Origin of the sequence: Methylobacillus draconifructus (assembly GCF_045984385.1) — a bacterium.
Taxonomy (GTDB): domain Bacteria; phylum Pseudomonadota; class Gammaproteobacteria; order Burkholderiales; family Methylophilaceae; genus Methylobacillus; species Methylobacillus flagellatus_A.
In genome coordinates this window covers 168,053-193,439 of record NZ_JBJQIJ010000005.1, presented here as the reverse complement: position 1 = coordinate 193,439, position 25,387 = coordinate 168,053, and the positions used below count along the sequence as shown (strand labels likewise).

23 protein-coding genes are annotated in these 25,387 nt (G+C 58.5%); 12 read left to right on the top strand and 11 right to left on the bottom strand.

Translation table 11 applies throughout. The features are described 5' to 3' along the window. The first annotated feature begins 80 nt into the window (after positions 1-80). From ACKF11_RS12485 to folE2, 5 genes are all read left to right on the top strand, one after another. On the top strand, positions 81-749 hold the full coding sequence (locus ACKF11_RS12485) for an alpha/beta hydrolase (RefSeq protein WP_407997293.1): 669 nt from the start codon (positions 81-83) through the stop codon (positions 747-749). Between the two features lie 112 nt (positions 750-861). Continuing rightward, entirely contained in the window at positions 862-1,119 is a 258-nt protein-coding gene (gene xseB / locus ACKF11_RS12480; protein ID WP_309566357.1) for an exodeoxyribonuclease VII small subunit, read from the top strand. After that, on the top strand, positions 1,116-2,006 hold the full coding sequence (locus ACKF11_RS12475) for a polyprenyl synthetase family protein (RefSeq protein ID WP_407997292.1): 891 nt from the start codon (positions 1,116-1,118) through the stop codon (positions 2,004-2,006). Before xseB ends, ACKF11_RS12475 begins: the two co-directional genes overlap by 4 nt. Positions 2,007-2,017: 11 nt before the next feature. Continuing rightward, positions 2,018-3,862, top strand: a complete 1,845-nt coding sequence (gene dxs, locus ACKF11_RS12470; protein WP_407992982.1) for a 1-deoxy-D-xylulose-5-phosphate synthase — start codon at positions 2,018-2,020, stop codon at positions 3,860-3,862. Positions 3,863-3,908: 46 nt separating this feature from the next. Continuing rightward, positions 3,909-4,709, top strand: coding sequence for a GTP cyclohydrolase FolE2 (gene folE2, locus ACKF11_RS12465; RefSeq protein WP_309566354.1), 801 nt, complete (start codon positions 3,909-3,911; stop codon positions 4,707-4,709). A 71-nt stretch (positions 4,710-4,780) separates the two neighbouring features. Here folE2 and ACKF11_RS12460 read toward each other — a convergent pair whose 3' ends face one another. The 4 genes from ACKF11_RS12460 to ACKF11_RS12445 all read right to left on the bottom strand — a co-directional run bounded on the left by ACKF11_RS12460 (position 4,781) and on the right by ACKF11_RS12445 (position 8,460). Next, positions 4,781-5,422: a retropepsin-like aspartic protease family protein gene (locus ACKF11_RS12460; protein ID WP_407992983.1), complete on the bottom strand. Its 642-nt coding sequence runs from the start codon at positions 5,420-5,422 to the stop codon at positions 4,781-4,783. Between the two features lie 127 nt (positions 5,423-5,549). Continuing rightward, positions 5,550-6,695 (bottom strand): MFS transporter, encoded by a 1,146-nt coding sequence (locus ACKF11_RS12455; protein ID WP_407997331.1) that lies wholly within the window; start codon positions 6,693-6,695, stop codon positions 5,550-5,552. A 76-nt stretch (positions 6,696-6,771) separates the two neighbouring features. Beyond that, positions 6,772-7,857, bottom strand: a complete 1,086-nt coding sequence (gene aroC / locus ACKF11_RS12450; RefSeq protein WP_407997291.1) for a chorismate synthase — start codon at positions 7,855-7,857, stop codon at positions 6,772-6,774. A gap of 72 nt (positions 7,858-7,929) precedes the next feature. Further along, a complete protein-coding gene (locus tag ACKF11_RS12445) occupies positions 7,930-8,460 on the bottom strand; it encodes an rRNA large subunit pseudouridine synthase E (protein ID WP_309566351.1) in 531 nt (176 codons plus the stop codon). A 58-nt stretch (positions 8,461-8,518) separates the two neighbouring features. On the opposite strand from ACKF11_RS12445, the gene icd reads away from it, so the two are divergent. Then, complete coding sequence (gene icd / locus ACKF11_RS12440; protein ID WP_309566350.1) at positions 8,519-9,757, top strand: NADP-dependent isocitrate dehydrogenase; 1,239 nt, start codon at positions 8,519-8,521, stop codon at positions 9,755-9,757. A gap of 96 nt (positions 9,758-9,853) precedes the next feature. On the opposite strand, the gene ACKF11_RS12435 is transcribed toward icd, so the two are convergent. Next, a complete protein-coding gene (locus ACKF11_RS12435) occupies positions 9,854-10,057 on the bottom strand; it encodes a cold-shock protein (protein ID WP_011480361.1) in 204 nt (67 codons plus the stop codon). Positions 10,058-10,358: 301 nt separating this feature from the next. Here ACKF11_RS12435 and pilB point away from each other — a divergent pair, with 301 nt between their 5' ends. Next, on the top strand, positions 10,359-12,071 hold the full coding sequence (pilB, locus tag ACKF11_RS12430) for a type IV-A pilus assembly ATPase PilB (RefSeq protein ID WP_407997290.1): 1,713 nt from the start codon (positions 10,359-10,361) through the stop codon (positions 12,069-12,071). Positions 12,072-12,087: 16 nt separating this feature from the next. Further along, positions 12,088-13,296 (top strand): type II secretion system F family protein, encoded by a 1,209-nt coding sequence (locus ACKF11_RS12425; RefSeq protein ID WP_407992987.1) that lies wholly within the window; start codon positions 12,088-12,090, stop codon positions 13,294-13,296. A 132-nt stretch (positions 13,297-13,428) separates the two neighbouring features. On the opposite strand, the gene ACKF11_RS12420 is transcribed toward ACKF11_RS12425, so the two are convergent. Genes ACKF11_RS12420 through ACKF11_RS12395 form a run of 6 tightly spaced genes read right to left on the bottom strand, consistent with a single transcriptional unit; the run spans position 13,429 to position 19,626 of the window. Then, positions 13,429-14,157 carry a DsbC family protein gene (locus ACKF11_RS12420; protein WP_407992988.1) on the bottom strand — a complete coding sequence of 243 codons (729 nt, stop codon included), beginning with the start codon at positions 14,155-14,157 and terminating at the stop codon, positions 13,429-13,431. A gap of 29 nt (positions 14,158-14,186) precedes the next feature. After that, on the bottom strand, positions 14,187-15,362 hold the full coding sequence (locus ACKF11_RS12415) for an FAD-dependent monooxygenase (protein ID WP_407997289.1): 1,176 nt from the start codon (positions 15,360-15,362) through the stop codon (positions 14,187-14,189). A gap of 36 nt (positions 15,363-15,398) precedes the next feature. Beyond that, complete coding sequence (locus tag ACKF11_RS12410) at positions 15,399-16,571, bottom strand: FAD-dependent monooxygenase (protein ID WP_407997330.1); 1,173 nt, start codon at positions 16,569-16,571, stop codon at positions 15,399-15,401. 2 nt (positions 16,572-16,573) lie between these two features. Continuing rightward, entirely contained in the window at positions 16,574-17,893 is a 1,320-nt protein-coding gene (gene pepP / locus ACKF11_RS12405; RefSeq protein WP_407997288.1) for a Xaa-Pro aminopeptidase, read from the bottom strand. 46 nt (positions 17,894-17,939) lie between these two features. Continuing rightward, positions 17,940-18,605, bottom strand: a complete 666-nt coding sequence (gene murU / locus ACKF11_RS12400; RefSeq protein WP_407997329.1) for an N-acetylmuramate alpha-1-phosphate uridylyltransferase MurU — start codon at positions 18,603-18,605, stop codon at positions 17,940-17,942. Between the two features lie 25 nt (positions 18,606-18,630). Further along, the gene (locus ACKF11_RS12395) at positions 18,631-19,626 is read right to left on the bottom strand and encodes an aminoglycoside phosphotransferase family protein (RefSeq protein WP_407997287.1); all 996 of its coding nucleotides are present in this window, start codon (positions 19,624-19,626) and stop codon (positions 18,631-18,633) included. Between the two features lie 218 nt (positions 19,627-19,844). Between ACKF11_RS12395 and ACKF11_RS12390 the strand changes: the two genes are divergently transcribed. Genes ACKF11_RS12390 through rsmA form a run of 4 tightly spaced genes read left to right on the top strand, consistent with a single transcriptional unit; the run spans position 19,845 to position 25,349 of the window. Beyond that, entirely contained in the window at positions 19,845-22,256 is a 2,412-nt protein-coding gene (locus ACKF11_RS12390) for an LPS-assembly protein LptD (protein WP_407997286.1), read from the top strand. Between the two features lie 7 nt (positions 22,257-22,263). Then, complete coding sequence (locus tag ACKF11_RS12385) at positions 22,264-23,577, top strand: peptidylprolyl isomerase (protein WP_407992993.1); 1,314 nt, start codon at positions 22,264-22,266, stop codon at positions 23,575-23,577. A gap of 6 nt (positions 23,578-23,583) precedes the next feature. Next, positions 23,584-24,585 (top strand): 4-hydroxythreonine-4-phosphate dehydrogenase PdxA, encoded by a 1,002-nt coding sequence (gene pdxA, locus ACKF11_RS12380; protein ID WP_407997328.1) that lies wholly within the window; start codon positions 23,584-23,586, stop codon positions 24,583-24,585. Then, positions 24,582-25,349 carry a 16S rRNA (adenine(1518)-N(6)/adenine(1519)-N(6))-dimethyltransferase RsmA gene (gene rsmA, locus ACKF11_RS12375; RefSeq protein ID WP_407997285.1) on the top strand — a complete coding sequence of 256 codons (768 nt, stop codon included), beginning with the start codon at positions 24,582-24,584 and terminating at the stop codon, positions 25,347-25,349. The genes pdxA and rsmA overlap by 4 nt, the downstream gene beginning before the upstream one ends. Positions 25,350-25,387: the final 38 nt, after the last annotated feature.

Below are 25,387 nucleotides of genomic sequence, written 5' to 3'. Positions count from 1 at the left end.
GCACATGGGGAATGTGCCGTATGCCATATGCTGGATTGCATGGCAGAATGCAGCTTTCGCTCCAAACACAGGCAGAACTGATGCCCTTACTTGATTGTATTGAAATTTCCGCCGATGACACCATTCGCAACAGCGTGATATGGCTGCACGGCCTGGGCGCGGACGGCAACGATTTCGTGCCAGTGGTGCGCGAACTGGCCCTGCCGCATACGCGCTTCATCCTGCCGCATGCCCCGGCAATCCAGGTCACGATCAATAATGGTCATACCATGCCTGCATGGTATGACATTTACAGCTTCCAGCCGGGAGCCATTCAAGATGGCGATGGCATCCGCGCCACCCAGGAAAAGGTCGAAGCCCTGATCGCCAATGAACTGGCACGCGGGATTCCAAGCCAGCGCATCATGCTGGCGGGCTTCTCGCAGGGAGGCGTCATTGCGCTGCACACCGCGTTGCGCCACCCCGCTCCTCTTGCCGGAGTATTGGCGCTTTCCACTTATCTTGCGCTGGCTGACAGCCTCTCCATAGAAAAGCATGCCGCCAACCAGCACATCCCCATCTTCATGGCGCACGGCACATTGGACAATGTCATTCCGCTGGCGCGTTACCATGCATCCGCACAGGCATTGCAAAGCCAGGGATATTCCCTGGAACTGCATGAATACCCGATGCCGCATTCCGTTTGCATGGAGGAGATCGGCGATATCCGCGGCTTCATGCAGCAGCAGCTCGGATTATCATTAACTTAATCATGGTTTACAGAAGCAGTTCGGCGTAAAATGGCGCATTATTTTCACAATAATGCAATGAGCAAGCACAGCTTGATGGAGTTGTGCCACATGCTCCTGCACCGGTTGTTTCATGAGTAAAAAAACCAAAGCTGACGATCCGCAAGCCAGCATATTTGAAGCCCTGAGCTTCGAAACCGCCATGACCGAGCTGGAGGGCCTGGTCGGGCAGATCGAGTCCGGCCAACTGCCGCTTGAGCAATCCCTGGCCGCCTACAAACGCGGCTCGGAGCTGTTGCAGCACTGCCAGAAATCACTGGCTGACATTGAGCAGCAAGTGCGCATCCTCACCGAATCCAATCAGCTACAACCGTACAACGACGCTAAATGACCGATTTCCAAAGCTGGGCCCACCATACCCAACAACGTATGGAACACACGCTGGACAGCTTGCTTCCAGCATCGCACATTTCCCCCAACCGCCTGCATGAAGCCATGCGCTATGCCGTATTGGGCGGCGGCAAGCGCGTGCGCGCATTGCTCGCGCATGCGGCAGGCGAACTCTGCGGCGCCAACCCTGCGAAAGTGGATATTGCAGCCGCTGCGGTGGAATTGATCCACGCCTATTCCCTCGTGCACGATGACATGCCATGCATGGACGACGACGACTTGCGCCGCGGCAAGCCATCCTGTCACAAGCAATACGACGACGCCACAGCGCTGTTGGTTGGCGACGCCTTGCAAACCCTGGCGTTCCAATCCCTGGCGACGCCGGGCTTATGCACCGACCCAGGCAGGCAACTGGAAATGGTCAACCTGCTGGCTATCGCCAGCGGTTCGCGCGGCATGGCGGGCGGGCAGGCGATCGACCTTGCCAGCGTAGGCAAGGCGCTCGACCAATCCGAGCTGGAATACATGCATATCCACAAAACCGGAGCCCTGATCCGCGCCGCAGCCCTGCTTGGCGCGCACTGCGCCGATGAGCTGGACCAGGCGCAATTGCATGCGATTGACCATTACGCCCAGGCCATCGGGCTCGCTTTCCAGGTAGTGGACGACATTCTCGACGCAGAGGCCGACAGCGAGACTCTGGGCAAGACGGCAGGCAAGGACGCCGAAAGCGACAAGCCGACTTATGTCACGATCCTGGGCATAGACCACGCCAAGCGCTTGGCGCAGGAATTGCTGGACGACGCGCTCGCGCCGCTGGCGCCTTATGGCGAAGCCGCCAGCCAGCTGAAGCAGGTGGCGCACTTCATTACTCAACGTAGCTTTTAAGCGGACCAGCCATGTACGAACTGCTAGAACGCATCAACTCACCAGAGCAACTGCGCAGGCTTGACCGCAGGGAGCTGCATGAGCTTGCCAGGCAATTACGCGGCTTTCTCGTCAATAGCGTCGCGCAAACGGGCGGGCACCTGTCCTCCAACCTGGGCGTGGTCGAACTCACCATCGCCTTGCACTATGTATTCAATACGCCGGAAGACCGCTTGGTCTGGGACGTGGGGCACCAAACCTACCCTCACAAGATACTCACCGGCCGCCGGGAAGAGATGGGCAACCTGCGCAGGCCTGGCGGCATTGCCGGATTTCCACGCCGGGACGAAAGCATTTACGACACGTTTGGCACCGGGCACTCCAGCACCTCCATTTCCGCCGCGCTCGGCATGGCGATTGCGGCACAAAAAAGCGGCTCCGATCGTCATTCGATCGCCGTGATCGGCGATGGCGCCATGACCGCAGGCATGGCGTTCGAGGCGCTCAATAACGCGGGCGCCATGGATGCCAACATCCTGGTGATCCTCAATGACAACGACATGTCGATATCGCCCAATGTCGGCGCGCTGACCAACTATCTGGCAAAACTGCTGTCAGGGCCGCTGTATACCTCGATGCGCCGCTCCGGCGAGAAGGTGCTGGGCGTCATGCCCCCGGTACGCGAATTCGCTAAGCGCGCGGAAGAGCACGTGAAGGGCATGGTGACTCCCGGCACGCTATTTGAGGAGTTCGGCTTCAACTACATCGGCCCGATCGACGGCCACGACATCGATGTATTGATCGCGACATTGCGCAATATCCGCGAGCTCAAGGGTCCGCAGTTCCTGCATATCGCGACGCAGAAAGGCCACGGCTACCAGCCTGCCGAGGACAACCCGGGCAAGTTCCACGGCGTCGGCAAGTTCGACCCCAGCAACGGTTGCTCGATTGCCCAGGCAGGCAAGAAAACCTATACGCAAGTGTTCAGCGACTGGCTGGTGGACATGGCCGCCCAGGACGAGCGCCTGATCGGCATTACCCCCGCCATGTGCGACGGCTCCGGCCTCAATGCCTTTGCCGAGCAATTCCCAGACCGCTTCTACGACGTCGGCATCGCCGAACAGCATGCGCTCACTTTCGCCGCCGGCATGGCATGCGACGGCCTGAAGCCGGTCGTCGCGATCTACTCCACATTCCTGCAACGCGCATACGACCAGTTCATCCACGATATCGCCTTGCAGAACCTGCCGGTGATGTTCGCGATCGACCGCGCCGGCCTGGTGGGTGCGGACGGTCCGACACATGCAGGCAGCTTCGACCTCAGCTACCTGCGCTGCATCCCCAATATTATCGTCATGACGCCAAGCGACGAAAATGAATGCCGGCAAATGCTGTACACGGCTTATCAGCACAACGGCCCATCCGCCGTGCGTTATCCGCGCGGCGGCGGCCCGGGTGCAGCCATCGCCAGTGAAATGCAGTCGCTGCCGATCGGCAAGGGCGAGCTGCGCAGGCAGGGCAGCCGTGTGGCGATCCTCGCGTTCGGCAGCATGCTGAGCCCAGCGCTGGAAGCTGCCGAAACCCTGGATGCCACCGTGGCCAACATGCGCTTCGTCAAGCCGCTGGATACAAGCCTGGTCAGCCAGCTGGCACAGAGCCATGACCTCATCGTCACCGTTGAGGAAAACGCCATCATGGGAGGCGCGGGCGCCGCCGTGATGGAATCCATGCAGGCATCGGGCATTCACACGCCTGTGCTCTGCCTCGGCCTGCCCGATACGTTCATCGAGCATGGCGTGCATGAAACCATGCTGGCGGAATGCGGTCTCAATGCCACGGGCATCGTTGCCGCAATTGAGAAAAGATTAACCAAGTAGTATACTCAACTATTACCGAATTCACTTATAGCATTTCAGGAATCCCATGAACCAACCCTCTATTCCGCCGATTGAAGATGTGCAGAACACCCCGGACACCCGGCAGCTCGCCATTGACAAGGTAGGGATCAAATCCATCCGCCACCCGGTCAAGGTCAAGGACAAGACCGGCGGCGTCCAGCATACCGTTGCGAACTTCAACATGTACGTGTTCCTGCCGCACAACTTCAAGGGCACGCACATGTCGCGCTTCGTTGAGATACTCAACAACAACGAGCGCGAAATATCGGTGGAATCGTTCGAAAGCATCCTGCGCGCGATGGTGGAGCGCCTCGATGCCGAGTCCGGCCACGTCGAGATGACCTTCCCGTATTTCGTCAACAAGGCCGCCCCGGTTTCCGGCGTGCAAAGCCTGTCCGACTATGAAGTGACTTTCATCGGCGAAATCAACAAGGGCAAGTACGACATCACCGTCAAGGTCGTCGTGCCCGTGACCAGCCTCTGCCCATGCTCCAAGAAGATATCGGACTACGGCGCGCACAACCAGCGCTCGCACGTCACCGTGACAGCCCTGATCAACGACTTCATCTGGGTGGAAGACATCATCCGCCTGGTGGAAGACCAGGCTTCCTGCGAAGTGTATGGCCTGCTCAAGCGCCCCGACGAAAAGTACGTCACCGAGCGCGCCTACGACAACCCGAAATTCGTCGAGGATATCGTGCGCGATGTCGCGGCCCAGCTCAATGCCGAGGCACGCGTCGTGAATTACACCGTGGAATCGGAAAACTTCGAATCCATCCACAACCACTCCGCGTACGCCCTGATCGAAAAGGACAAGCGCAAGTAAGCGCAACGCATTCGTGCTGACACAAAAAACGGCAGCCTAGGCTGCCGCTTTTATTTGCTGAATCCAGATGCTTAATATTTCTTGGTCAGCGTCAGCGCGATGCCTTCGCGCTTCATTTCCATGCGGTTGAGCGCGCTCATGCCCAACAGCACGACCGCGGGCGAGCCGCCCTCCATCACCAGCCCGTCCACCTGGCTCAATACCAGGCCGTTGAGCCGTACGTGATTGATCACCACCTTGTAGGCATTGGCCACGCCGTTCGCCGTCTGAACGGATACGGGAATGCCGCGCTTGTAATCGATCTTGGCATACTTGGCGTCGCCGCTGTTCATGACGATGGCGGATGCGCCCGTATCCACCAGGAAGCGCAATGACGCGCCATTGATCTGGCCTTCGACGAAATGGTGCCCGGTCGAATCGGCATACAATGTCACGCTGCCGCCTGCCGCGGCATCCTTGCTTGGCAGCGCGATCGCCTGTCCCATGCCCAGTTCCCGCTTGAAGCCGTCCACCTCGATCACCGCCTTGTCGCTGCTGGCGGAAACCAGGCGGATGCCTTCAGGGCTCACTTCCCCTGCCGAGAGGGTGCGCGGCTTGCCGCCATTGACGACCACGATCGCCTTGCCCTGGAACAGCCCCACGATGTTCACCTGGGTTTCTGCCCATGCCAGCGAAGGCAACAGCCATGGCAGCACCCACATCAATATCCGCATTGTTTCCCCTTTTTAGAGCCGCTGACAAACCCCTTCTGGCGTTGTTGCCCAGCCTTGCCGTACTTGTTGTACTGTCTGCGGCAGAACGCCTAGCCAGAATCACTTCGCTGGGTTTTGTTAGCGGCTCTTAATCTTCCCGCATCATAAACATGAAAAAGATAAAGCCGAGCATAGCGCATAGCGCGGATGCGGTAAATGTCCAGCTCGGGCCAATGCTTTCCCAGGCAAAGCCGCTGATCACGGCGCCCAGTGTCCCGCCAACGCCATAGGAAATGCTGGTATACAGGCCCTGCCCCTTGGATTGGTGCTTACCCTTGAAATACCGGTGCGTCAGCGCAACCGCCGCCGCATGGTAAGACCCGAATGTCGCCGCGTGCAATGTCTGCGCAAGCACGATCAGCCACCAGACATCCACGGCCCAGCCGATCACGAAGAAGCGCACGAATGCCAGGAACAGGCTGGCGAGCATGATGCGCCGCAAGCCGAAAAGGGCAAACAACCTGGGCATGTAGAGGAACACCATGATTTCGCACATCACGCCCAGCCCCCACAGCCAGCCGATAATCCCTTTGCTGTAGCCGTGGTCCACCAGGTAAATCGAGTAGAAAGTGTAGTAGACGCCATGCGCGGCTGACATGGCGAAACAGGCGGCCATCAGCGCAATGACCTCGCGCCTGCGCAATATCGCCCACCAGGAACCATCGCTACCATGATGCTGCAACGCCACCAGCGGATCCGCCAGGCGCCATGACAAGCCCCATACGGCAGCCAGCAAGATCAGGATCACCCACAGCAACGCCATCATGCCCGAATATTGCACGGCATACCCCAGCCCAATGACCGCGACAACGAACCCTATCGAGCCCCAGAGGCGGATATGCCCATAGCGGTCCAGCCTGTCTCCAAGATGGCCCAAGGTAACCGCCTCGATCAAGGGCAAGGAAGCGCTCCAGAAAAAACTCAAGGTCAGCATGATGGCGAACAGCCAGTAAAAACTGTTGCCGAAAAACACGCCGACATAAGCCAGCAGGCTGGCTCCCGCGAGGAATTGGATAATCGGGACACGATGCCCACGATGGTCTGCCACCCAGCCCCACAGGCTGGGTGAGAAACTGCGGGCAATCTGGAAAAGCGACATCAGGATGGCGATCTGGAAGGCGCTGAACGCCAGGGACTTGAGATACAACGTCCAGAACGGGGTAAAAGCGCCGACGAAGCCGAAATAGGCAAAGTAAAAGCCGGACAAGCGCCAATAAGGCAAGGGAGCATGCATTTTCATGCTGGCTTAATACAAATGGACAGCTTGGTCATCGTCGATACACTGCCCGCCTGCATGGTGGTGAAGACTCTCAGAGCTTGATGGTATCCACCGAGACGTCGGCATTCTGGGCGCGGTGGCGCAAGGCGTGGTCCATCAGCACCAGCGCCATCATGGCTTCCACGATAGGCGTGGCGCGCACGCCCACGCAAGGATCATGGCGGCCCGTGGTCTGCATTTCCAGCGCCGCTCCCTGCTTGTCGATGGAATGGCGCAGTTGCGGGATGCTGGAAGTCGGCTTGAATGCGACATGGGCGATGATGTCCTGCCCGCTGGAGATGCCGCCGAGTATGCCGCCAGCATGGTTGCTGGCGAATCCCTGTGGCGTCAGCTCGTCGCCATGCACCGATCCGCGCTGGGCCACACTGGCGAACCCGTCGCCGATTTCCACGCCCTTGGCGGCATTGATCCCCATCATGGCATGGGCAATGTCCGCGTCCAGGCGGTCGTAGACCGGCTCGCCCCAACCCACCGGCACGCCTTCGGCGACCACGGTGACCCTCGCCCCCACGGAGTCTCGCTCGTTGCGGATGCGGTCGAGATAGGCCTCTAGCTCTGGCAGGATGGACTCGTTCGGCGCAAAAAAGGCATTCTGGTTCACCGCATCCCATGAGCTGAAAGGAATCTGGATTTCCCCCAGCTGGCTCATATAGCCACGGATAGTGACGCCATGGCGCTGCTTGAGCCACTTCTTGGCGATCGCGCCTGCCGCGACGCGCACTGCCGTCTCGCGCGCACTGGAACGGCCGCCGCCGCGATAGTCGCGAATGCCGTACTTCTGCCAATAGGTGTAGTCGGCATGCCCCGGACGGAAAGTCTCGGCGATCTTGCCGTAATCCTGGCTACGCTGGTCCTGGTTGCGTATCAGCAAGCCGATCGGCGTACCAGTCGTCCTGCCCTCGAAGACGCCGGACAATATCTCGACGGTATCCGGCTCCTTGCGCTGGGTGACATGGCGCGAAGTGCCCGGCTTGCGGCGATCCAGCTCCTGCTGGATGTCCTCTGCCGACAGCTCCAGCCCCGGCGGGCAGCCATCGATCACACCACCAATGGCCGGGCCGTGCGATTCGCCAAAAGAAGTCAAGGTAAACAGGGTGCCTATGCTATTGCCGGACATGGATGGTATCTACTATGGTGTATACGGATAAGAACCGGAGTTTAACATATCCGGCCATATGATTTGGGCCGGCTAGAGCCGCCTCCACTCCCCGGGCGCGATACCGTCTATCGTATGCTGCCCAACGGCATGGCGCACCAGGCGCAATGTGGGAAACCCCGCCTTGGCAGTCATCCGGCGCACCTGGCGGTTCTTGCCCTCGCTGATGATCATCTCCAGCCATGCGGTCGGGATGGCCTTGCGTTCCCGGATCGGCGGATTTCTTGGCCACAACCCGGCAGGCTCCTCTATCCGCCTGACCTTCGCGGGCTGGGTAACGAAGTCGCCCAGGTCCACCCCATGCCGCAGCGGCTCCAATGCCTCATCCGTGGGATCGCCCTCGACCTGCACCCAGTAAGTTTTGAATTCTTTGTGCCTGGGATGCGATATGCGATGTTGAAGTCGCCCATCATCGGTTAGAATAAGCAGACCTTCACTGTCGGTATCAAGCCGCCCAGCGGCATAAACCCCTGGCACAGCAATATAATCCTTCAATGTCTTGTGCTTTTCATGGGGACTGAACTGGCAAATTACACCGTAGGGCTTATTGAATAAAATCAGCATCTTGGTCTCATGGAATGATTGCGCCCGTATCTCTAGCGTTTGAATAGGATAGTTCTGAATGTCTACAAAAATCAAAGTACCCACCACCGGCGAGAAAATCAGCGTTAACGCGGACAACACGCTCAATGTTCCCGATCGCCCGATTATCCCATTTATCGAAGGCGACGGTATCGGCGTCGACATCACCCCGCCCATGCGCCATGTCGTCGACAGCGCCGTCGCCAAGGCCTATGGCGGCAAGCGCGCCATCGCCTGGATGGAAGTGTATGCCGGCGAAAAAGCCGTGAAGACCTATGGCGACAACACTTGGTTGCCGGATGAAACGCTCAAGGCCGTCAAGGATTATGTCATTTCCATCAAAGGCCCCTTGACCACGCCAGTCGGCGGCGGCATCCGCTCGCTCAACGTGACCTTGCGCCAAGAGCTGGACCTGTACGTCTGTTTGCGCCCCATCCAGTATTTCCAGGGCGTGCCCAGCCCGGTCAAGCATCCTGAAAAGACCGACATGGTGATTTTCCGCGAGAATACCGAAGACATTTATGCCGGTATCGAGTGGGCTGCCGGCACCGACGAAGTGAAAAAGGTGGTGGACTTCCTCAGCGACATGGGCGTGCGCAAGAAGATCCGCTTCCCGGAAGCTTCCGCCATCGGCATCAAGCCGGTTTCGATCGATGGCAGCAAGCGCCTGGTGCGTAAGGCGATCCAGTACGCCATCGACAATAACCGCAAGTCCGTGACGATTGCCCACAAGGGCAACATCATGAAGTTCACCGAAGGCGGATTCAAGAACTGGGGCTACGAAGTTGCCAAGGAAGAGTTCGGCGCGGTCGAGATCGACGGCGGACCATGGTGCAAGCTGCCCAACGGCATCCTCATCAAGGATTGCATCGCCGATGCGTTCCTGCAGGAAATCCTGCTGCATCCTGCAGACTACGATGTCGTTGCCACCCTGAACCTGAACGGCGACTATATTTCAGATGCGCTCGCGGCCCAGGTAGGCGGCATCGGGATTGCCCCTGGCGCCAATATCTCGGATACAGTTGCCATGTTCGAGGCTACCCACGGCACAGCTCCCAAGATCGCTGGCAAGGATATCGCCAACCCCAGCTCGCTGATCTTGTCGGCGGAAATGATGCTGCGCCACCTGGGATGGACCGAAGCCGCCGACCTGGTGATTAACGGTGTTGCCAAGGCGATCCAGGCAAAACGCGTCACTCATGATTTTTCATCGCAAATGGATGGCGCCACGCAAGTGGGCAGTGCGGAATTCGGTGCGGAAATCGTCAAGCATATGTGATGACGTATGCCAGCCCTGATGGGCTGGCAAAATAAAAAAGGCCGGATTTCTCCGGCCTTTTATCGTGAAGACTATACAGTCATCAGCGAGCCAAGCTTAAGCCTTCTGAATATTAGAAGCCTGCTTGCCCTTAGGGCCTTCGGTAACATCAAATGATACGCGTTGACCTTCCTTCAGACTCTTGTAGCCAGCTTCTACAATTGCGGAGAAGTGTGCGAACAAATCGTCGCCACCATCGTCCGGGGTAATGAAACCAAAACCTTTGGAATCATTAAACCACTTTACGGTACCTGTTGCCATTTCAATACTTCCTTGCATATATCTAAGGGGAGGCGACCCCAAAAGTTTGTACTTCAAGAATTAAAGTCGGTAGTTGCCGGCTACAATGCACTCGAATTCCAAACGCCTGTTGCGTTTTTACGTGGGTTATTGGAATAAGTCAAGCGCTTTTTAGACGATAATTGTTATTTTTCTCATAACCATGCCGTTATATTCAGCGTACCATGCACAAAGCTCCCCAGCACTTTACAAAAAAAATGCCAGCATGCATCATCATTGGGGACTCCGCGTTAATCAAGGATAAAGATTGGCTTGAAGATCAATGGCTGCTGTCACCGTACCTAACAAACTGGGCGGACTCGCTCGTGTGTTGATTCATCAAAAACTGTTGAGCGAGGATGAAGCCATTACCATCCAAACCGCCGCCAACAACAAGCAACATTCGTTCATCAGCCAACTGCTGCAATCCCGCAGGTTCACCGCACTGCAAATCGCCCAGGCATGCTCCCTCGCTTTCGGCTATCCGTTGCTGGACCTCAACACGCTGAACCCAGACTTTCTGCCCGGCAAGGGCATCAGTCCGCAGCTCATGCAAAGCTACCGCGCCATCACGCTCTACAACCGCGGCAACAATATGTTTGTCGGCTTATCCGACCCAACCAACCTGCATATGCTGGACGAAGTCCAGTTCCAAACCGGCAAGACCTTGATGCCGGTGATTGTCGAAGACGACAAGCTGGGCAAATGGATAGACAAGCTGGTGGAAGCAAGCGACACCACCATGCAGTCGCTGATTAGCGAAGACGATTTCGGCCTGGAAGCAGAGGAGAAGGACAGCGAGCCGGAACAATCGATAGAGATTGAAGACGCTCCTGTCGTCAAGTACATCCAGAAAATCCTGCTCGATGCCATCAACATGGGCGCTTCCGACCTGCATTTCGAGCCCTATGAGAAGTTCTACCGCATCCGCTACCGCGTCGACGGCATCCTGCGCGAGATTGCCCAGCCGCCGCTCGCAATCAAGGAGAAGTTGGCGTCGCGCATCAAGGTGATCTCCAACCTCGACATCTCGGAAAAACGCGTCCCCCAGGACGGCCGCATGAAACTGGTGCTATCCAAGACCCGCGCCATCGATTTCCGCGTCAGCACGCTACCGTTGATCAATGGCGAAAAGATCGTGATGCGTATCCTCGACCCCAGCAGCGCCCAACTCGGAATTGATGCGCTCGGCTACGAGCCCGACCAAAAAGAGGCTTTGCTCCATGCGGTTACCCGGCCGTACGGCCTGGTGTTGGTCACCGGGCCGACCGGGTCGGGGAAAACGGTTTCGCTGTATACCTGCCTGAACATCCTCAACGAACCCGGCGTGAATATTTCCACGGCGGAAGACCCTGCGGAAATCCCGCTGGCCGGCATCAACCAGGTCAACGTCAACGACAAGCAGGGCCTCACGTTTGCAGCCGCCCTAAAATCCTTCCTGCGCCAGGACCCTGACATCATCATGATCGGGGAAATCCGCGACCTGGAAACCGCCGACATGGCGATCAAGGCGGCGTCCACCGGGCACATGGTGCTTTCCACCCTGCATACCAACGATGCCCCTTCTACATTGACCCGTTTGGTCAATATGGGCGTCGCACCCTTCAATATTGCCTCTGCCGTGTCGTTAATAACAGCGCAACGCCTGGCGCGCAAACTGTGCCCGCATTGCAGGGTACCTGCCGACATCCCGCGTGAAACCTTGCTGGACATCGGTTTCAAGGAAGAAGACCTGGACGGCAGTTGGCAGCCTTATGCGGCCAATGCGGAGGGGTGCGAACATTGCAACCAGGGCTACAAGGGCCGTGTGGGGATTTACCAGGTGATGCCGGTATCCGAGGAGATGAGCCGCATCATCATGAAAAACGGCACATCGCACGACATTGCAGACCAGGCGCAGCGGGAAGGTGTGCGCGACTTGCGGCAGTCCGGCCTGCTCAAGGTCAAGCAGGGCCTCACCTCGCTGGAAGAAATTGAAGCTGTCACCAACGAATAAAACGATATAGGAAGCCATGGCTGCCAAGGAAACCAAGGAAGTCACGTACGCCTGGGAGGGTACGGACAGGAAAGGCAAGCGCGTCAAGGGGGAGATGAAAGCCAGCGGTGAGGCGTTCGTCAAGGCCACGCTGCGCCGCCAGGGCGTCAACGTCGTCAAGGTCACCAAGCAGCGTTTCAAGACCGGCGGCAAGATTACGGACAAGGACGTGACCTTGTTCACCCGCCAGCTCGCCACCATGATGAAGGCCGGCGTTCCACTGCTGCAGGCGTTCGATATCGTCGGCAAAGGACATAGCAACCCCGCGGTGAGCAAGCTGCTCGGCGACATCAAGGCCGATGTGGAAACCGGCAGCAGCCTGAGCCAGGCGTTCCGAAAATACCCATTGTATTTCGACAACCTGTTCTGCAACCTCGTGGGGGCAGGCGAACAGGCCGGCATCCTGGATTCGCTGCTGGACCGGCTTGCCACCTACAAGGAAAAGATCCTCGCGATCAAGGGCAAGATCAAGTCCGCGCTGTTCTACCCTGTCTCCATCATCGTGGTGGCATTCGTGATCACCGCCGTCATCATGATTTTCGTGATTCCCGCGTTCAAGGAGCTGTTCAGCAGTTTCGGCGCCGACCTGCCCGCCCCCACCGTGATGGTGATGGCGATCTCCGACTTTTTCGTCGATTACTGGTGGGCCATCTTCGGGTCGATTGGCGGCGCGCTCTGGTTCTTCTTCTACACCTGGAAGCGTTCGGAGAAGATGCAGTCGAGCATGGACAGGCTGCTGCTCAAGCTGCCCATTTTCGGCGAGGTGATCCGCAAGGCCACGATCGCGCGCTTCTCACGCACCTTGTCCACCATGTTCGCCGCCGGCGTCCCGCTGGTCGAGGCGTTGGACTCGGTCGCAGGAGCTTCAGGCAACCGGGTTTATTACGATGCCACCAAGAAGGTGCAAAGCGAGATCAGCACAGGCGCCAGCCTGACCGTGGCGATGCAGAACACCGAGGTGTTCCCCAACATGGTGCTGCAAATGGTGGCCATCGGCGAGGAATCCGGCGCCCTGGACTCGATGCTGGGCAAGGTGGCCGACTTTTACGAAGGGGAAGTGGATGACGCCGTGGAAGCACTCTCCAGCCTGATGGAGCCTATCATCATGGTCGTGCTCGGCACCCTGATCGGCGGCTTGGTCATCGCCATGTACCTGCCGATATTCAAGATGGGCCAGGTGGTCTAAGAGCCCTGTAACGCAGAGCAGGCATGTTTGAAGCCATGCGTACCCCATGAAAAGATCGTGAACAGGCACCAAGCAACGCTACAAAACCAAAAGGGAGCAAAAGCTCCCTTTTTTATTGGGCAAACAAGCCTTTTACTTTTTAGCGCCGGAGGCTGCTGCGGTCATGGCCTTCTCGATATCCTTGGCCGGATATGCGCCCAGCATGCGCTTGCCGTCCGCAAAAATCAGGGTGGGCGTGCTGGTCACGTTAATCTTGCGGCCCAGCTCCGCCAATTTTTCGATCGGGGTATCGCAAGTTCCTTGCGCCTTGGGCAATTGCCCATTCAATATCCAGTCGTTCCACGCCTTGGCACGGTCTGGCGCGCACCAGATGGCGCGCGACTTGTTGGCGGCATCGGGATGCAGTTGCTCCAGCGGGAACAAGAAGGTATAGATCGTCACGTCGTTGATGTTGCTGAGTTCCTTTTGCTCGAGGCGCTTGCAGTAAGGGCAATCAGGATCGGAAAACACCACCAGTTTGCGGCTGCCGTTGCCCTTGACCACCTTGACGGCCTGGTCCAGCGGCAGGGAGGCAAAATCGACCTTGGTCAGTTCATCCATGCGCTCGCCGGTGATATCGCGCTTGGTCTTGGGCTCGACCAACCGCCCCTCGGCGATTAGGAAGCTGAACTTGTCATCGGTATAGATAATCTGGCCATCGAGGAAGACCTCGTACAAACCGGCATAAGGCGTCTTCACCACGCTATCTATCTTGACCTTGGGATAGGTCGCCTCTATCGTTTTCTTCAGGCTGGCTTCATCCGCCCAGGCATGCGCCGCGATGAACGAGGCCGCCAATATTGCAATCCACTTCTTAGACATAAGCTAAATTCTTTCCCTGTGATTCAAAATCAAATAACCGCATGCTGCATCAATTGCTTTTTTAACGCCGGCATGCGGTTCAAGCATTGCATACCCCCATTGCGCAACATCCTGAGCCAGGGCGCGGGATGTGCATACAAACTGCTCAGCCCATGCGTCAACAAGCGCATGGACATCATATCGACCTTGCGTGCCCGCTCGTAACGGCGTAGCGCAAATATGTCACCCGGCTGGCGCCTGCCTGAAACCGCTTCGGCCAGCGCCTGCAAGTCGCGGAAACCCAGGTTCACTCCCTGCCCCGCCAATGGATGGACCTGATGCGCCGCATCCCCCACCAAAGCCAGGCCGGGCTTGACCAGGCTGCTTGTTTCCTGCATTGCCAGCGGGAAAGCCTGCGCCGGGGTAACCAACGTCAATTGCCCCAGGCGATGATGCCCGGCGGCGGCCACCTCTTGCGCCAGTGTATCAGCATCCAGCGCCATCAAGGCCTGCGCCCTGGCATTATCCACCGACCAGACGATGGAAATATGCTGTTGCGGCAACGGCAGCCAGGCGAGTACATCGTTGCCGCGGAACCATTGGCATGCTTGCGACTGGTGCGGCCGCTCGCATGCAAAATTCGCCACGACGCCCATCTGGGCATAATCATGCCGCTTCACCGTGATATCCGCCTGTCCGCGCAGCCAGGAAGAAGACCCGTCGGCCCCGACCAGCAACGCGGCAGTATAGGTTTCGCCGTTGGCTGCATGCAGCGCGACATAATCCGTATTCCAGGCAACCTGTTCGATGCCGGCCTCGTCGATCAACGGCACCTCCAGGCCGCCAAGCCTGGCAAGCAAGGCCTGCTGCAGGCGGTTGCCCTCGACAATCACGCTCAGGTTCGCCAGGCCGGCGGTATAGGCGTCCAGTTCCAGCGCTGCACCGTCGTCGCCCCATATCTGCATGCTGTCCACCGCACAAAAGCGGCCGGCATCCAGCAGTTGCCAAACGCCTAATCGCTCCAGCCAGGCGACATTGCCCGGACTCACGGCATAAATCCGGCTGTCCCACTCGGCCAACTCAGTCCCGGCTGGTTCGGCTCCGGCCTTGCCTCGCTCAAACAGGGCCACGCGATGCCCTTGCAGCTTGAGCGCTACCGCCGCCGCGACGCCGACCAGGCCGGCGCCCAGCACCATGATGTCAAACTCATGTTTCAAATTTGCCATGCCAGCATTTTTTCTATGTTAAAGCTGTTTGCCATGTTAACCCTTGGGCCCGAAGCTCATCTTGCTGACCAGGTGCTGCTTGGCCAACGGCACCATGTCCAGCAGGCCCAATCCCAGCGAGCGGATCTTGCGCAAGCCGACGATATCGTTGGAGAACACGTTGACGAGAAAGTCGGTGAACAGCAAACCGCCGCGGGTATCCGCCTTGCGGCTAGCCTGGTAGGCCTGCATCATCCCGTCCATGCCCCATTCGTCAAGCGGCGTTTGCGCCAGCAATTGCGCCAGCTCCCAGGCATCCCGCATGCCGACGTTGAACCCCTGCCCAGCGACCGGGTGCATGGTCTGGGCCGCATTGCCGATCACCGTAAGATGCGGCGCCGTGACGGGCTTGAGGTAGGACAGCTTGAGCGGGAAGCTGAGACGTTTGCCCACAGTGAGGAAGCGCCCGACCCGGTCGCCGAAATGGGTATGCAAGGCTTCCAGAAAGGCAACGTCATCCAGCGCCAGGAGCGCTTGCACTTCCTCCGCCTTGCCAGTCCAGACCAGGGAGAAATCCCGGTCGCCATTCGGCAGCAATGCCACCGGCCCGGCCGGCGTGAAGCGCTCGTAGGCAATGTTGTCATGAGGCAGCTCGCACGAGACCTTGCTCACCAGCGCATCATGCCCGTAATGCTTGGTTTCACGCTCCAGGCCGGGAATGTCCGCCAAACTGCGTCCGCCATCCGCCAGCACCGCCATCCTGCTTTTACTGGAATATGTTTGCGCCTGGTATCGGTATTCAACCTGCGCCGCTTCACGGTTCGGCCGGATGGCAAGCGCCTCTGCCTCGTAGTGCACCTGGATGCCGGGAAACTGCTGGATTGCCCCATCCAATGCGGCAGAAAGGTCTCCGTAAGAAAGCACGTAGCCCAGCGCTGGCTGGCCGTGATCCTCGGCCTTGAGCAGGCTGCGCCCAAGGCTGCCGCGTTGTGACACATGAATGGTATCGATGGCCGTCGCCTTGGGCTTGAGCCCGGCCCACAAGCCAAGGCGTTCAAGAATCAGGATGCTGCCGTAGGATAATGCCAAGGCGCGCTGGTCATGGTGTGCGGCCCCGCAGGCGCGCGCCTCTAGCACGGTCGCATCGATGCCCTTACATTGCAGGGCCAGAGCCAGGGTGGTCCCGACCGGACCGCCCCCCACGATCAACAGGTCGTGTTCCGCCGCCATGCTCATGATTCCGCCATCCAGTCCTCGATTTCCTGCACGGTTTTCGGCGCGGCTGCCGTGGTGATTTCATGGCCGTCTGCGGTAACGACCGCATTGTCCTCGATGCGGATGCCGATATTCCAGAAATGCTCCGGCACGTTCTCCGCCGGCCGGATGTAGCAGCCCGGCTCCACCGTCAGTGCCATGCCCGGCTGCAATGGGCGCCAGGCGCCGTCCGCCTGCTTGTACTCTCCCGCATCATGCACGTCCAGGCCGAGCCAATGGCCCGTGCGGTGCATATAGAAGCGCCGGTAATCGCCCGACTCCAGCACGCCGTCCAATGATCCCTGGCACAAACCGAAATCGATCAGGCCCTGCACCAATACATTCAGTGCGGCCTCATGCGGCGCATTCCAGTGCCGGCCGGGCCTGACTTGCGCAATCGCCGCCTCCTGGGCGGCCAGCACCAGCTCATAAATATCCTTTTGCACGGCACTGAACTTGCCGTTCACGGGAAAGGTGCGCGTAATGTCGGCGGCATATCCCTCCAATTCGCATCCGGCATCGATCAACAGCAGGTCGCCATCCTCGAGCTTGTTCTTGTTGGTGACGTAATGCAGCACGCAGGCATTGCCGCCGCCGGCCACGATGGAGGTATAGGCGGGGGCACGGCTGCCATGCCGGTAGAATTCATGGAGTATCTCCGCCTCGACTTCGTACTCCATCATGCCCGGCCTAGCCTTCTGCATGGCGCGCTTATGCGCATCCACCGTGATTTTTGCGGCCTTGCGCATCAGTTCCAGCTCATAAGGGGACTTGATCAAGCGCATGTCGTCCAGCAGGCGGCGCACATCGACAATCGCAGCAGGAGCGGCAATGCCGCTGCGCGCCTGGCTGGCAAGGTGCTTCAGCCAGCCGCCGAGCCTCTGATCCCAGGCCGGGTCGGCGCCAAGCGCAAAAAACAGCTGCGGCTGGTTGGCAAGATATTCGCCCACGCGCTGGTCGAGCTCGCTGATGCTGTATGCCTCGTCCAACCCGAAGACCTCGCGCGCGCCTGAAGGGCCGTGACGGAATCCATCCCAGATTTCACGCTCGATGTCCTTGTCGCGGCAGAACAGGATGCTTTTGGGAGCTTCACCGGCAACGAGCAATACGACCGCCTCAGGTTCTTCAAACCCGGTCAGGTAATAGAAATAACTGTCGAAGCGGTAGGGATAATGGCTATCGCGGTTACGAACCGCCTCGGCTGCAGTGGGAATAACCGCCACGCCATGAACCATCTTCTGCATCAGCGCCTGTCTGCGCGCCTTGAATTCTTCGATTTTCACTGTTTCAACTGGCACGATGACAAGTGCGCTCCATAAGGCTCGTGATTAATGATGATGGCGTTCATGCCTGCTGGCGCAGCTGCTGGTCTAAGCTTTGCAGCCGCTCCGGCGTGCCGATGTCGTGCCAGACGCCCTGATGGTGGAAAGCTGCAGCCTGGTCTCGCATGATGGCTTCCTTCAGCAAGGGAGCCAGTTTGGCGACATCGCCCCGCACTACGCCCTTGAACAAGGCAGGGTCATAAACGGCCACGCCCGAGAAAGTCAGCCGGTTGCGGCCGTCCACCAGCAGTTTGCCGTCGTCCAGCGCAAAGTCGCCATTTGCATGCTGCGGCGGATTGTCCACCAGGGCGAGGTACGCCAGGTGGCCGGGACGCAAGCCATCGCGCAACTGCGCGAAATCAATATCGCAGAACACGTCGCCGTTGACCACGAGAAACGGTTCGTCCCCGAGCAAGGGCAGCGCGTTGGCAATGCCGCCTGCCGTTTCCAGCGCGACCTGCTCGGGAGAGTAAGAAATGGACAAGCCCCAACGCCCGCCGTCCCCGAGGGTGCTTTCTATTTGCTGCCCCAGGTGCGCATGGTTGATGACGACATCCTTGAAACCCGCCTCTGCCAAGCGCTCCAGGTGCCAGACGATGAGCGGCTTGCCGCCGACCTGCAGCAGGGGTTTGGGCGTCGTGTCGGTCAGCGGCCGCATGCGTTCGCCACGGCCTGCGGCAAGAATCATGGCTTTCAAGACGGTATGGTCTCCATCAGAAGGTATAGCCGAATTGGGATTCGCGCTTTTCCAGTTCGTCCAGCAGGCGCAATAAAGGCTTGAGCTCACCATAACGGACACAGACTTGACGCACATAGTTCATGAAGCGCGGCGTATCGGCAAGATACTTGGGCTTTCCGTCGCGATAATTGATACGCGCGAATATCCCCAGCACCTTGAGGTGGCGCTGCAAGCCCATCCACTCGAAATCGCGGTAGAAGTCGCCGAAGTCCGGCCGCACCGGCAAACCGGCCTTGCGCGCCTTTTCCCAATAGCGGATTGCGCCATCCAATACGCGCTCTTCTTCCCAGCTGATGAAGGCGTCCTTGAAAAGCGAGGCCACGTCGTAGCTGATCGGGCCGTATACCGCGTCCTGGAAATCGAGGATGCCCGGCGAAGGGCTGCTGATCATCAGGTTGCGCGGCATATAGTCGCGATGCACGTAAACCGATGGCTGGGCCAGGTTGTAGCGCACGATGGTGCTGAAGGCGTTTTCCAGCGTGCCGCGCTGCGATTCGCTCAATTCGATATTCAGGTGCCGTGCCACATACCAGTCCGGGAACAGGCCCAGCTCGCGCCGCAGCAAGGCTTCATCGTATTCAGGCAGCACACCCGGCTTGCTGGCCAGTTGCCATGTCACCAGGGCGTCAATCGCATCGCGGAACAAGGCATCCGCATTATCCTCATTGAGCACATCGAGGAATGTCTGGGTGCCCAGGTCGGTCAACAGCAGGAAGCCGTTCTCCACATCCTGCGCCAGCACCTTGGGCACATTGAGCCCGGCCTGCTCGAACAAGGCCGCCACCTTCACGAACGGCCGGCAATCTTCCTGCGGCGGAGGCGCATCCATGGCAACCAAGGTAGCGCCGTCGGCAAGATGGACACGGAAATAATGCCGGAAACTGGCGTCGGCAGAAGCTGCAGTCAGATGATGCGGCTTCCCCTGCAGTACCTGGCTGAGCCAGCCATTCAATTGATCAAGGCGCGACACGAACGATTCATCCTAGAATAATGCACTCATTAAAAATGATCATGCAAAATGAAACCAGGCACATTTACAATATGCCGGAAAATTTAAACTTCTTTTAATTCAACCACAAAGCGATGTCACAAGCGATTTATGGATTGCTTAAAGCAGCAAATTATGCGATTTTATCACCCATAAAACAAACACGCGCTTACTTAAAGCCTCGCCACCACTGAATCATTGTGAAAATTCGCCCCATCACTTTTCTTGTCGCGCTTGTTTGCCTGGGACTTGGCCACGCTTATGCCGAAGACGGCCCGGATACAGAAGCCAGCAGCACCCCCTCTGAAGACCTGCCGGATCCGGACGCCATCATCATAGAAGGCGACAAGGTGCAGGTCTACCTGGACCGCAAGCTCAAGTCCATTGGCAATGCTTCATTGGCCACTGGACAGCAGAAAGTGCATGGCGACACCATAGAGTATGACGTGCAGAATGAATATCTGCACGTGATCGGCAATGTCCGCCTGGAGACCAAGGGAGGGCGCATCAAGGGCCCCGAGTTGCGCATGAATCCGGCAGAAAGCACCGGTGAAATGAAAAGCCCGACCTTCGAACTCGATTCGCAGTTCGCCAACATGCCGCAATTCGGCACTGCCGGCAATAAGCGGCAAGATAACGACAACCTCATCTACAACTCCAATAACACCACGCCTCTGACACAGCAGAATATTGAGGAGAGCGGTTACGCTCCAGGGTTGAGTCGTAAACAAGGCGCATCTCGTGGCGATGCCTCCGGCGTGGTATTCGAAGGCCCCGACCGCAAGCGTCTGAAGGATGCACGCTATACCACCTGCGAAGCAAACGTGGACGACTGGTATATCCGCGCCAAGGAACTGGAACTTGACGACTACACGAAAACCGGCACGGCGCGCAATGCGCGCGTGGAATTCCAGGGCGTACCTATCCTGTGGACGCCCTGGATCAATTTTTCCTTCCTGAACCAGCGGAAATCCGGCTTTCTGGCTCCCACCTGGGGCACCACCAGCCGTAGCGGTTTCGAATTCCTGGTGCCGTTCTACTGGAATATTGCGCCCGACATGGACGCCACGATAGGCACCCGCTTCCTCAGTAAGCGCGGCATGCAGTACCAGGGCGAGTTCCGCTACCTGAACGAGAACTACCAGGGCACAGCCAATATCGAGTATTTACCCAGCGACACCAGTACCGGCGAAAACCGCTACTATGCCAAGTTCGCCCACCTGCACAACTTCCACAATGGCTGGACGGCGGCCTACAACCTGGAAAAAGTATCGGATGACAAATACTTCTCCGAAATGTCCACCCGCATCGTCACCACCAGCCGGGTGAACCTGCCACAACAGGCTTACGTGAATTATGCCGATGAAAACTGGACCTTCAACGCCTTGGTGCAGAAGTACCAGACATTGGACGGGCTCAACTATCCGCTGCAACGCCTGCCGCAACTCACGCTGACGGGCGACAACGAATGGGGGCCGTTCGATGTCAAGCTGTTCACGCAATGGGCAAATTTTGACCGTGACAATGATGCCATCAGCACACGGGCCACATTGAGCGGCGGTGCATTGGACACGCTAGTGACAGGTAAACGCCTAGTGGCCTATCCCAGCATCAGCCTGCCCATGGCGCGCCCCTATGGGTATATCACCCCCAAACTGGGACTGCATTACACCCAGTACCAAGTGGACAATGGCGATTTCAAGCTCTACGACAGCGACGGCAATCTCACTATGGACAGTGCGTATCAATCGCAAAGCCGCACTTTGCCGATATTCAGCATAGACAGCGGCCTCTACTTCGACCGCGACGTACGCATTGTCAAGAACCGCTACACGCAGACCCTGGAACCGCGCCTGTACTATGTTTACGTGCCGTATCGCGACCAGTCGCTGATACCTGTTTATGATTCCAGCATCTCGGACTTGAACATGGGCTCCTTATTCCTGGAGAACCAGTTCACGGGCCAGGACCGTATCAATAATGCCAATCAGCTGACCCTGGCATTCACGAGCCGCATGATCAGCAAGAAGACCGGCGAACAGCGCTTGGCCGTGACGGTAGGCCAACGCTATTACTTTGCCGACGAAAAAGTCTATCTGCCCGGCGTCAACCCGCGCTCCGGCGACACTTCCGACATCATCGGCGAGATTACCGCCCGCCTGCTCAACAACTGGAACATCGACATCTTCGGCCAGTACAACACGGACCGCAGCGTTTACGTGCGCAACAACATCAGCGCGCGCTACAACCCGGAACCCGGCAAGACGCTCAATATCGGCTACCGCTATACCGAAGACCGTCTCGAGCAGATCAACCTTTCCGGCCAGTGGCCGCTGGGCAAGGGCTGGTACGGACTCGGGCGCTGGAATTATTCCTTGCGCGAGAACCAGCCGATCGAAGGCATTGCCGGCCTGGAATACGATGCTGGCTGCTGGCAGGCCAGGACCGTCATGCAGCGCGTGTCCACCGCGACGGCGGATGCCAACTATGCACTTTATTTCCAGCTCGAGCTGGGCGGCCTGGCGTCCATCGGCCAGAACCCGCTCAAACTTCTTAACCGCGCCATTCCCGGCTATACTAGCTCCAGCCTGATCCCGGACTCCTACCAGTAACTATCTTATGCACAATCACGTTTTCAAGACTATCGCCAGGCATGGCCTGATCGCTCTATTTTTTCTCTTCAGCATCCCCGTCATGGCGGCAGAGATCGCCAAGATGGACCGCATTGTCGCCATCGTCGACCAAGGCGTGATCACTGAAAAGGAACTGGCCGACCGCATCCAGACCGTCACCGCCCAACTGGAAAAACAAGGCACTCAGCTTCCCCCGCGGGAAGTGTTGCAAAAACAGATCCTGGAGCGCCTCATTAATGACAGGCTGCAACTGCAATATGCAGCGCAGACCGGTTTGCGCGTGGACGATGCGCAACTCGACAAGACCATAGAGCGCATTGCGGAACAGAACAAGCTCAGCACCGGTGAGTTCCGCAAGGCGCTGGAGTCCGAAGGCATTCCCTACCGCAAATTCAGGGAAGATATCCGCAACGAAATCATCCTCGCCCGCCTGCGTGAGCGCGAAGTCGACAACCGCGTAAACGTCACGGAGTCGGAAATCGACAACTTCCTGACCACCCAATCCTCGCGCACCGATATACAGGACGAGTTCGAGGTTGCTCATATCCTGGTCCGCGCGCCCGAGGAAGGCACGCCCGAAGAATTGCAGAAACTCAAGGCCAAGGCCGAAACCGCCTTGAAGGAGCTGCAGGACGGCGCGGACTTTGGCCAGGTGTCCGCAGGATACTCCGACGCGCCCAATGCGCTGGAAGGCGGGATGCTTGGCTGGAAGACCTCGTCCCAGCTGCCTTCATTGTTCGCAGACGCTTTGCAAGCCCTGCAGCCTGGCCAGCTGTCTCCTGTGCTGCGCAGCCCCAATGGCTACCACATCCTCAAGCTGCTCAACCGCCGAGGCGGCAGTTCCCCGCTCGTGGTGGACCAGACCCATGTGCGCCATATCCTCATCAAACTCAGCGAAGTGGTGTCAGAGCTAGAGGCGGAGCAGAAAATCAACTCCATCAAGGAGCGCCTGGATCATGGCGCCGACTTTGCCGAACTGGCGCGCCAGTATTCGGAAGATGCCTCCGCCAACAATGGCGGCGACCTTGGCTGGACCAACCCGGGCGACACCGTTCCTCCGTTCGAGCAAGCCATGAACGCACTGGAAATCAACCAGATCAGCGCCCCGGTGCGCACCCCGTTCGGCTGGCACATCCTGCAAGTGCTCGAGCGGCGCAAACAGGATATGACGCAGGAATCCGCACGGCTCAAGGCACGGCAGGAAATCCGCGCCCGCAAGGCCGACGACGCTTTCCAGGACTGGCTCGGCGAATTGCGCGACCGCGCCTATGTGGAATACCGCCTGGAAGACAAATACTAGGCTGGAATCTTGGAGACACTGCCCCGCATTGCCGTCACCGCTGGCGAGCCCGCCGGGATCGGGATTGACTTGTGCGTCATGCTGGCAGCCCGACCCCTGCCGTGCCGCCTTGCCGTGATTGCCGACCGCGACGTGCTAGCATCGCGTGCCGGCGCATTGAATCTGCCGCTGCACCTGCATACCTATGACCCGGCCCATTGGGCGCCGCATCACGGACAATCCCAGCTCACCGTATTGCATCAGTCCTGTACAACGCCCGTTACAGCCGGGCGGCTCGATCCACGCAATGGCGCCTATGTCCTGCATACGCTGAAACGCGCGATTGACGGTTGCATGCAAGGCGAATTCGACGCCATGGTCACTGCCCCCGTGCACAAGGGCGTCATCAATGATGCGGGCATTGCCTTTACCGGCCATACGGAGTTCCTGGCCGAGCGCACCCATACGCCGCAAGTCGTCATGATGCTGGTCGGCGGCGGACTACGCGTTGCGCTAGCTACCACGCACCTGCCGCTGGCCGAAGTCAGCCGGGCCATTACGCAAGAAAGCCTGGAAACCACGATCCGCATCCTGCATCATGACCTGGTTCGCAAATTCGGCATCGCAAACCCGCGCATCCTGGTCACAGGCCTGAATCCCCATGCGGGAGAAGGCGGCCACCTGGGGACGGAGGAAATCACCACCATCGGCCCGGTGCTGGAAAAGCTGCGGCAGGAGGGCATGCAATTGAAAGGCCCCTTGCCTGCCGATACTTTATTCACCCAACACAATCTGGCGCAAGGCGACTGCGTGCTCGCGATGTACCACGACCAAGGCCTGCCCGTGCTCAAGCATGCCAGCTTCGGCGCAGGCGTCAATGTCACGCTGGGGTTGCCGATGATCCGCACCTCGGTCGACCATGGCACGGCGCTAGACCTCGCAGGCAAGGGCAATATCGAGATCAGCAGCTTGCTCAGCGCCATCCAACTCGCCATCACATTGGCTGAAAACCGTACACAACCACTATGAAGCACGTCGCAAAAAAACGCTTCGGCCAGAATTTCCTCACTGACCGCGCCATTATCAACAGCCTGATCGAAGCCATTTCCCCGCAGGCGGGAGACTGCATGGTAGAGATCGGCCCGGGTCTGGGCGCCATGACGCAGCCATTGCTGCAACGCCTGCCGCACCTGCACGTGGTGGAAATCGACCGCGACATCATCGAGTGGATGCAAGGCCATTACCCGCAGGGCAAGCTCACCATCCATGCCAGCGACGCGCTCAAGTTCGACTTCGGCAGTATCAATGACCGGCTTCGTGTCGTAGGCAACCTGCCCTACAACATTTCCACCCCAATCCTGTTCCACCTGCTCGACAATGTGCCGCACATCATCGACATGCATTTCATGTTGCAGAAAGAGGTCGTGGAGCGTATGGTGGCGGCCCCTTCCAGTGCGGCATATGGCCGGCTTTCCGTGATGCTGCAGTACCGGCTGCAGATGGAATACCTGCTCACCGTGCCGCCCGAGGCCTTCGACCCGGCGCCCAAGGTGGAGTCGGCATTCGTGCGCGCGACGCCCTATGCCGTCCTGCCTCATCCGGCCAAGGACGAAGCCCTCTTCGCCAAGGTCGTCACTGCGGCATTTTCCCAGCGCCGCAAAACGTTGCGCAACACGCTCAAGGGCCTGCTCGACGATGCCGGTTTTGCAGCGCTCGGCATTGATCCGCAATTGCGGGCGGAAAATATTTCACCAGCCGAATTCGTTGCCATCGCCAACCATCTGGCGACATGAAAGACGGCTGATATAATGCCGGATTGAAAAGAGGAGAC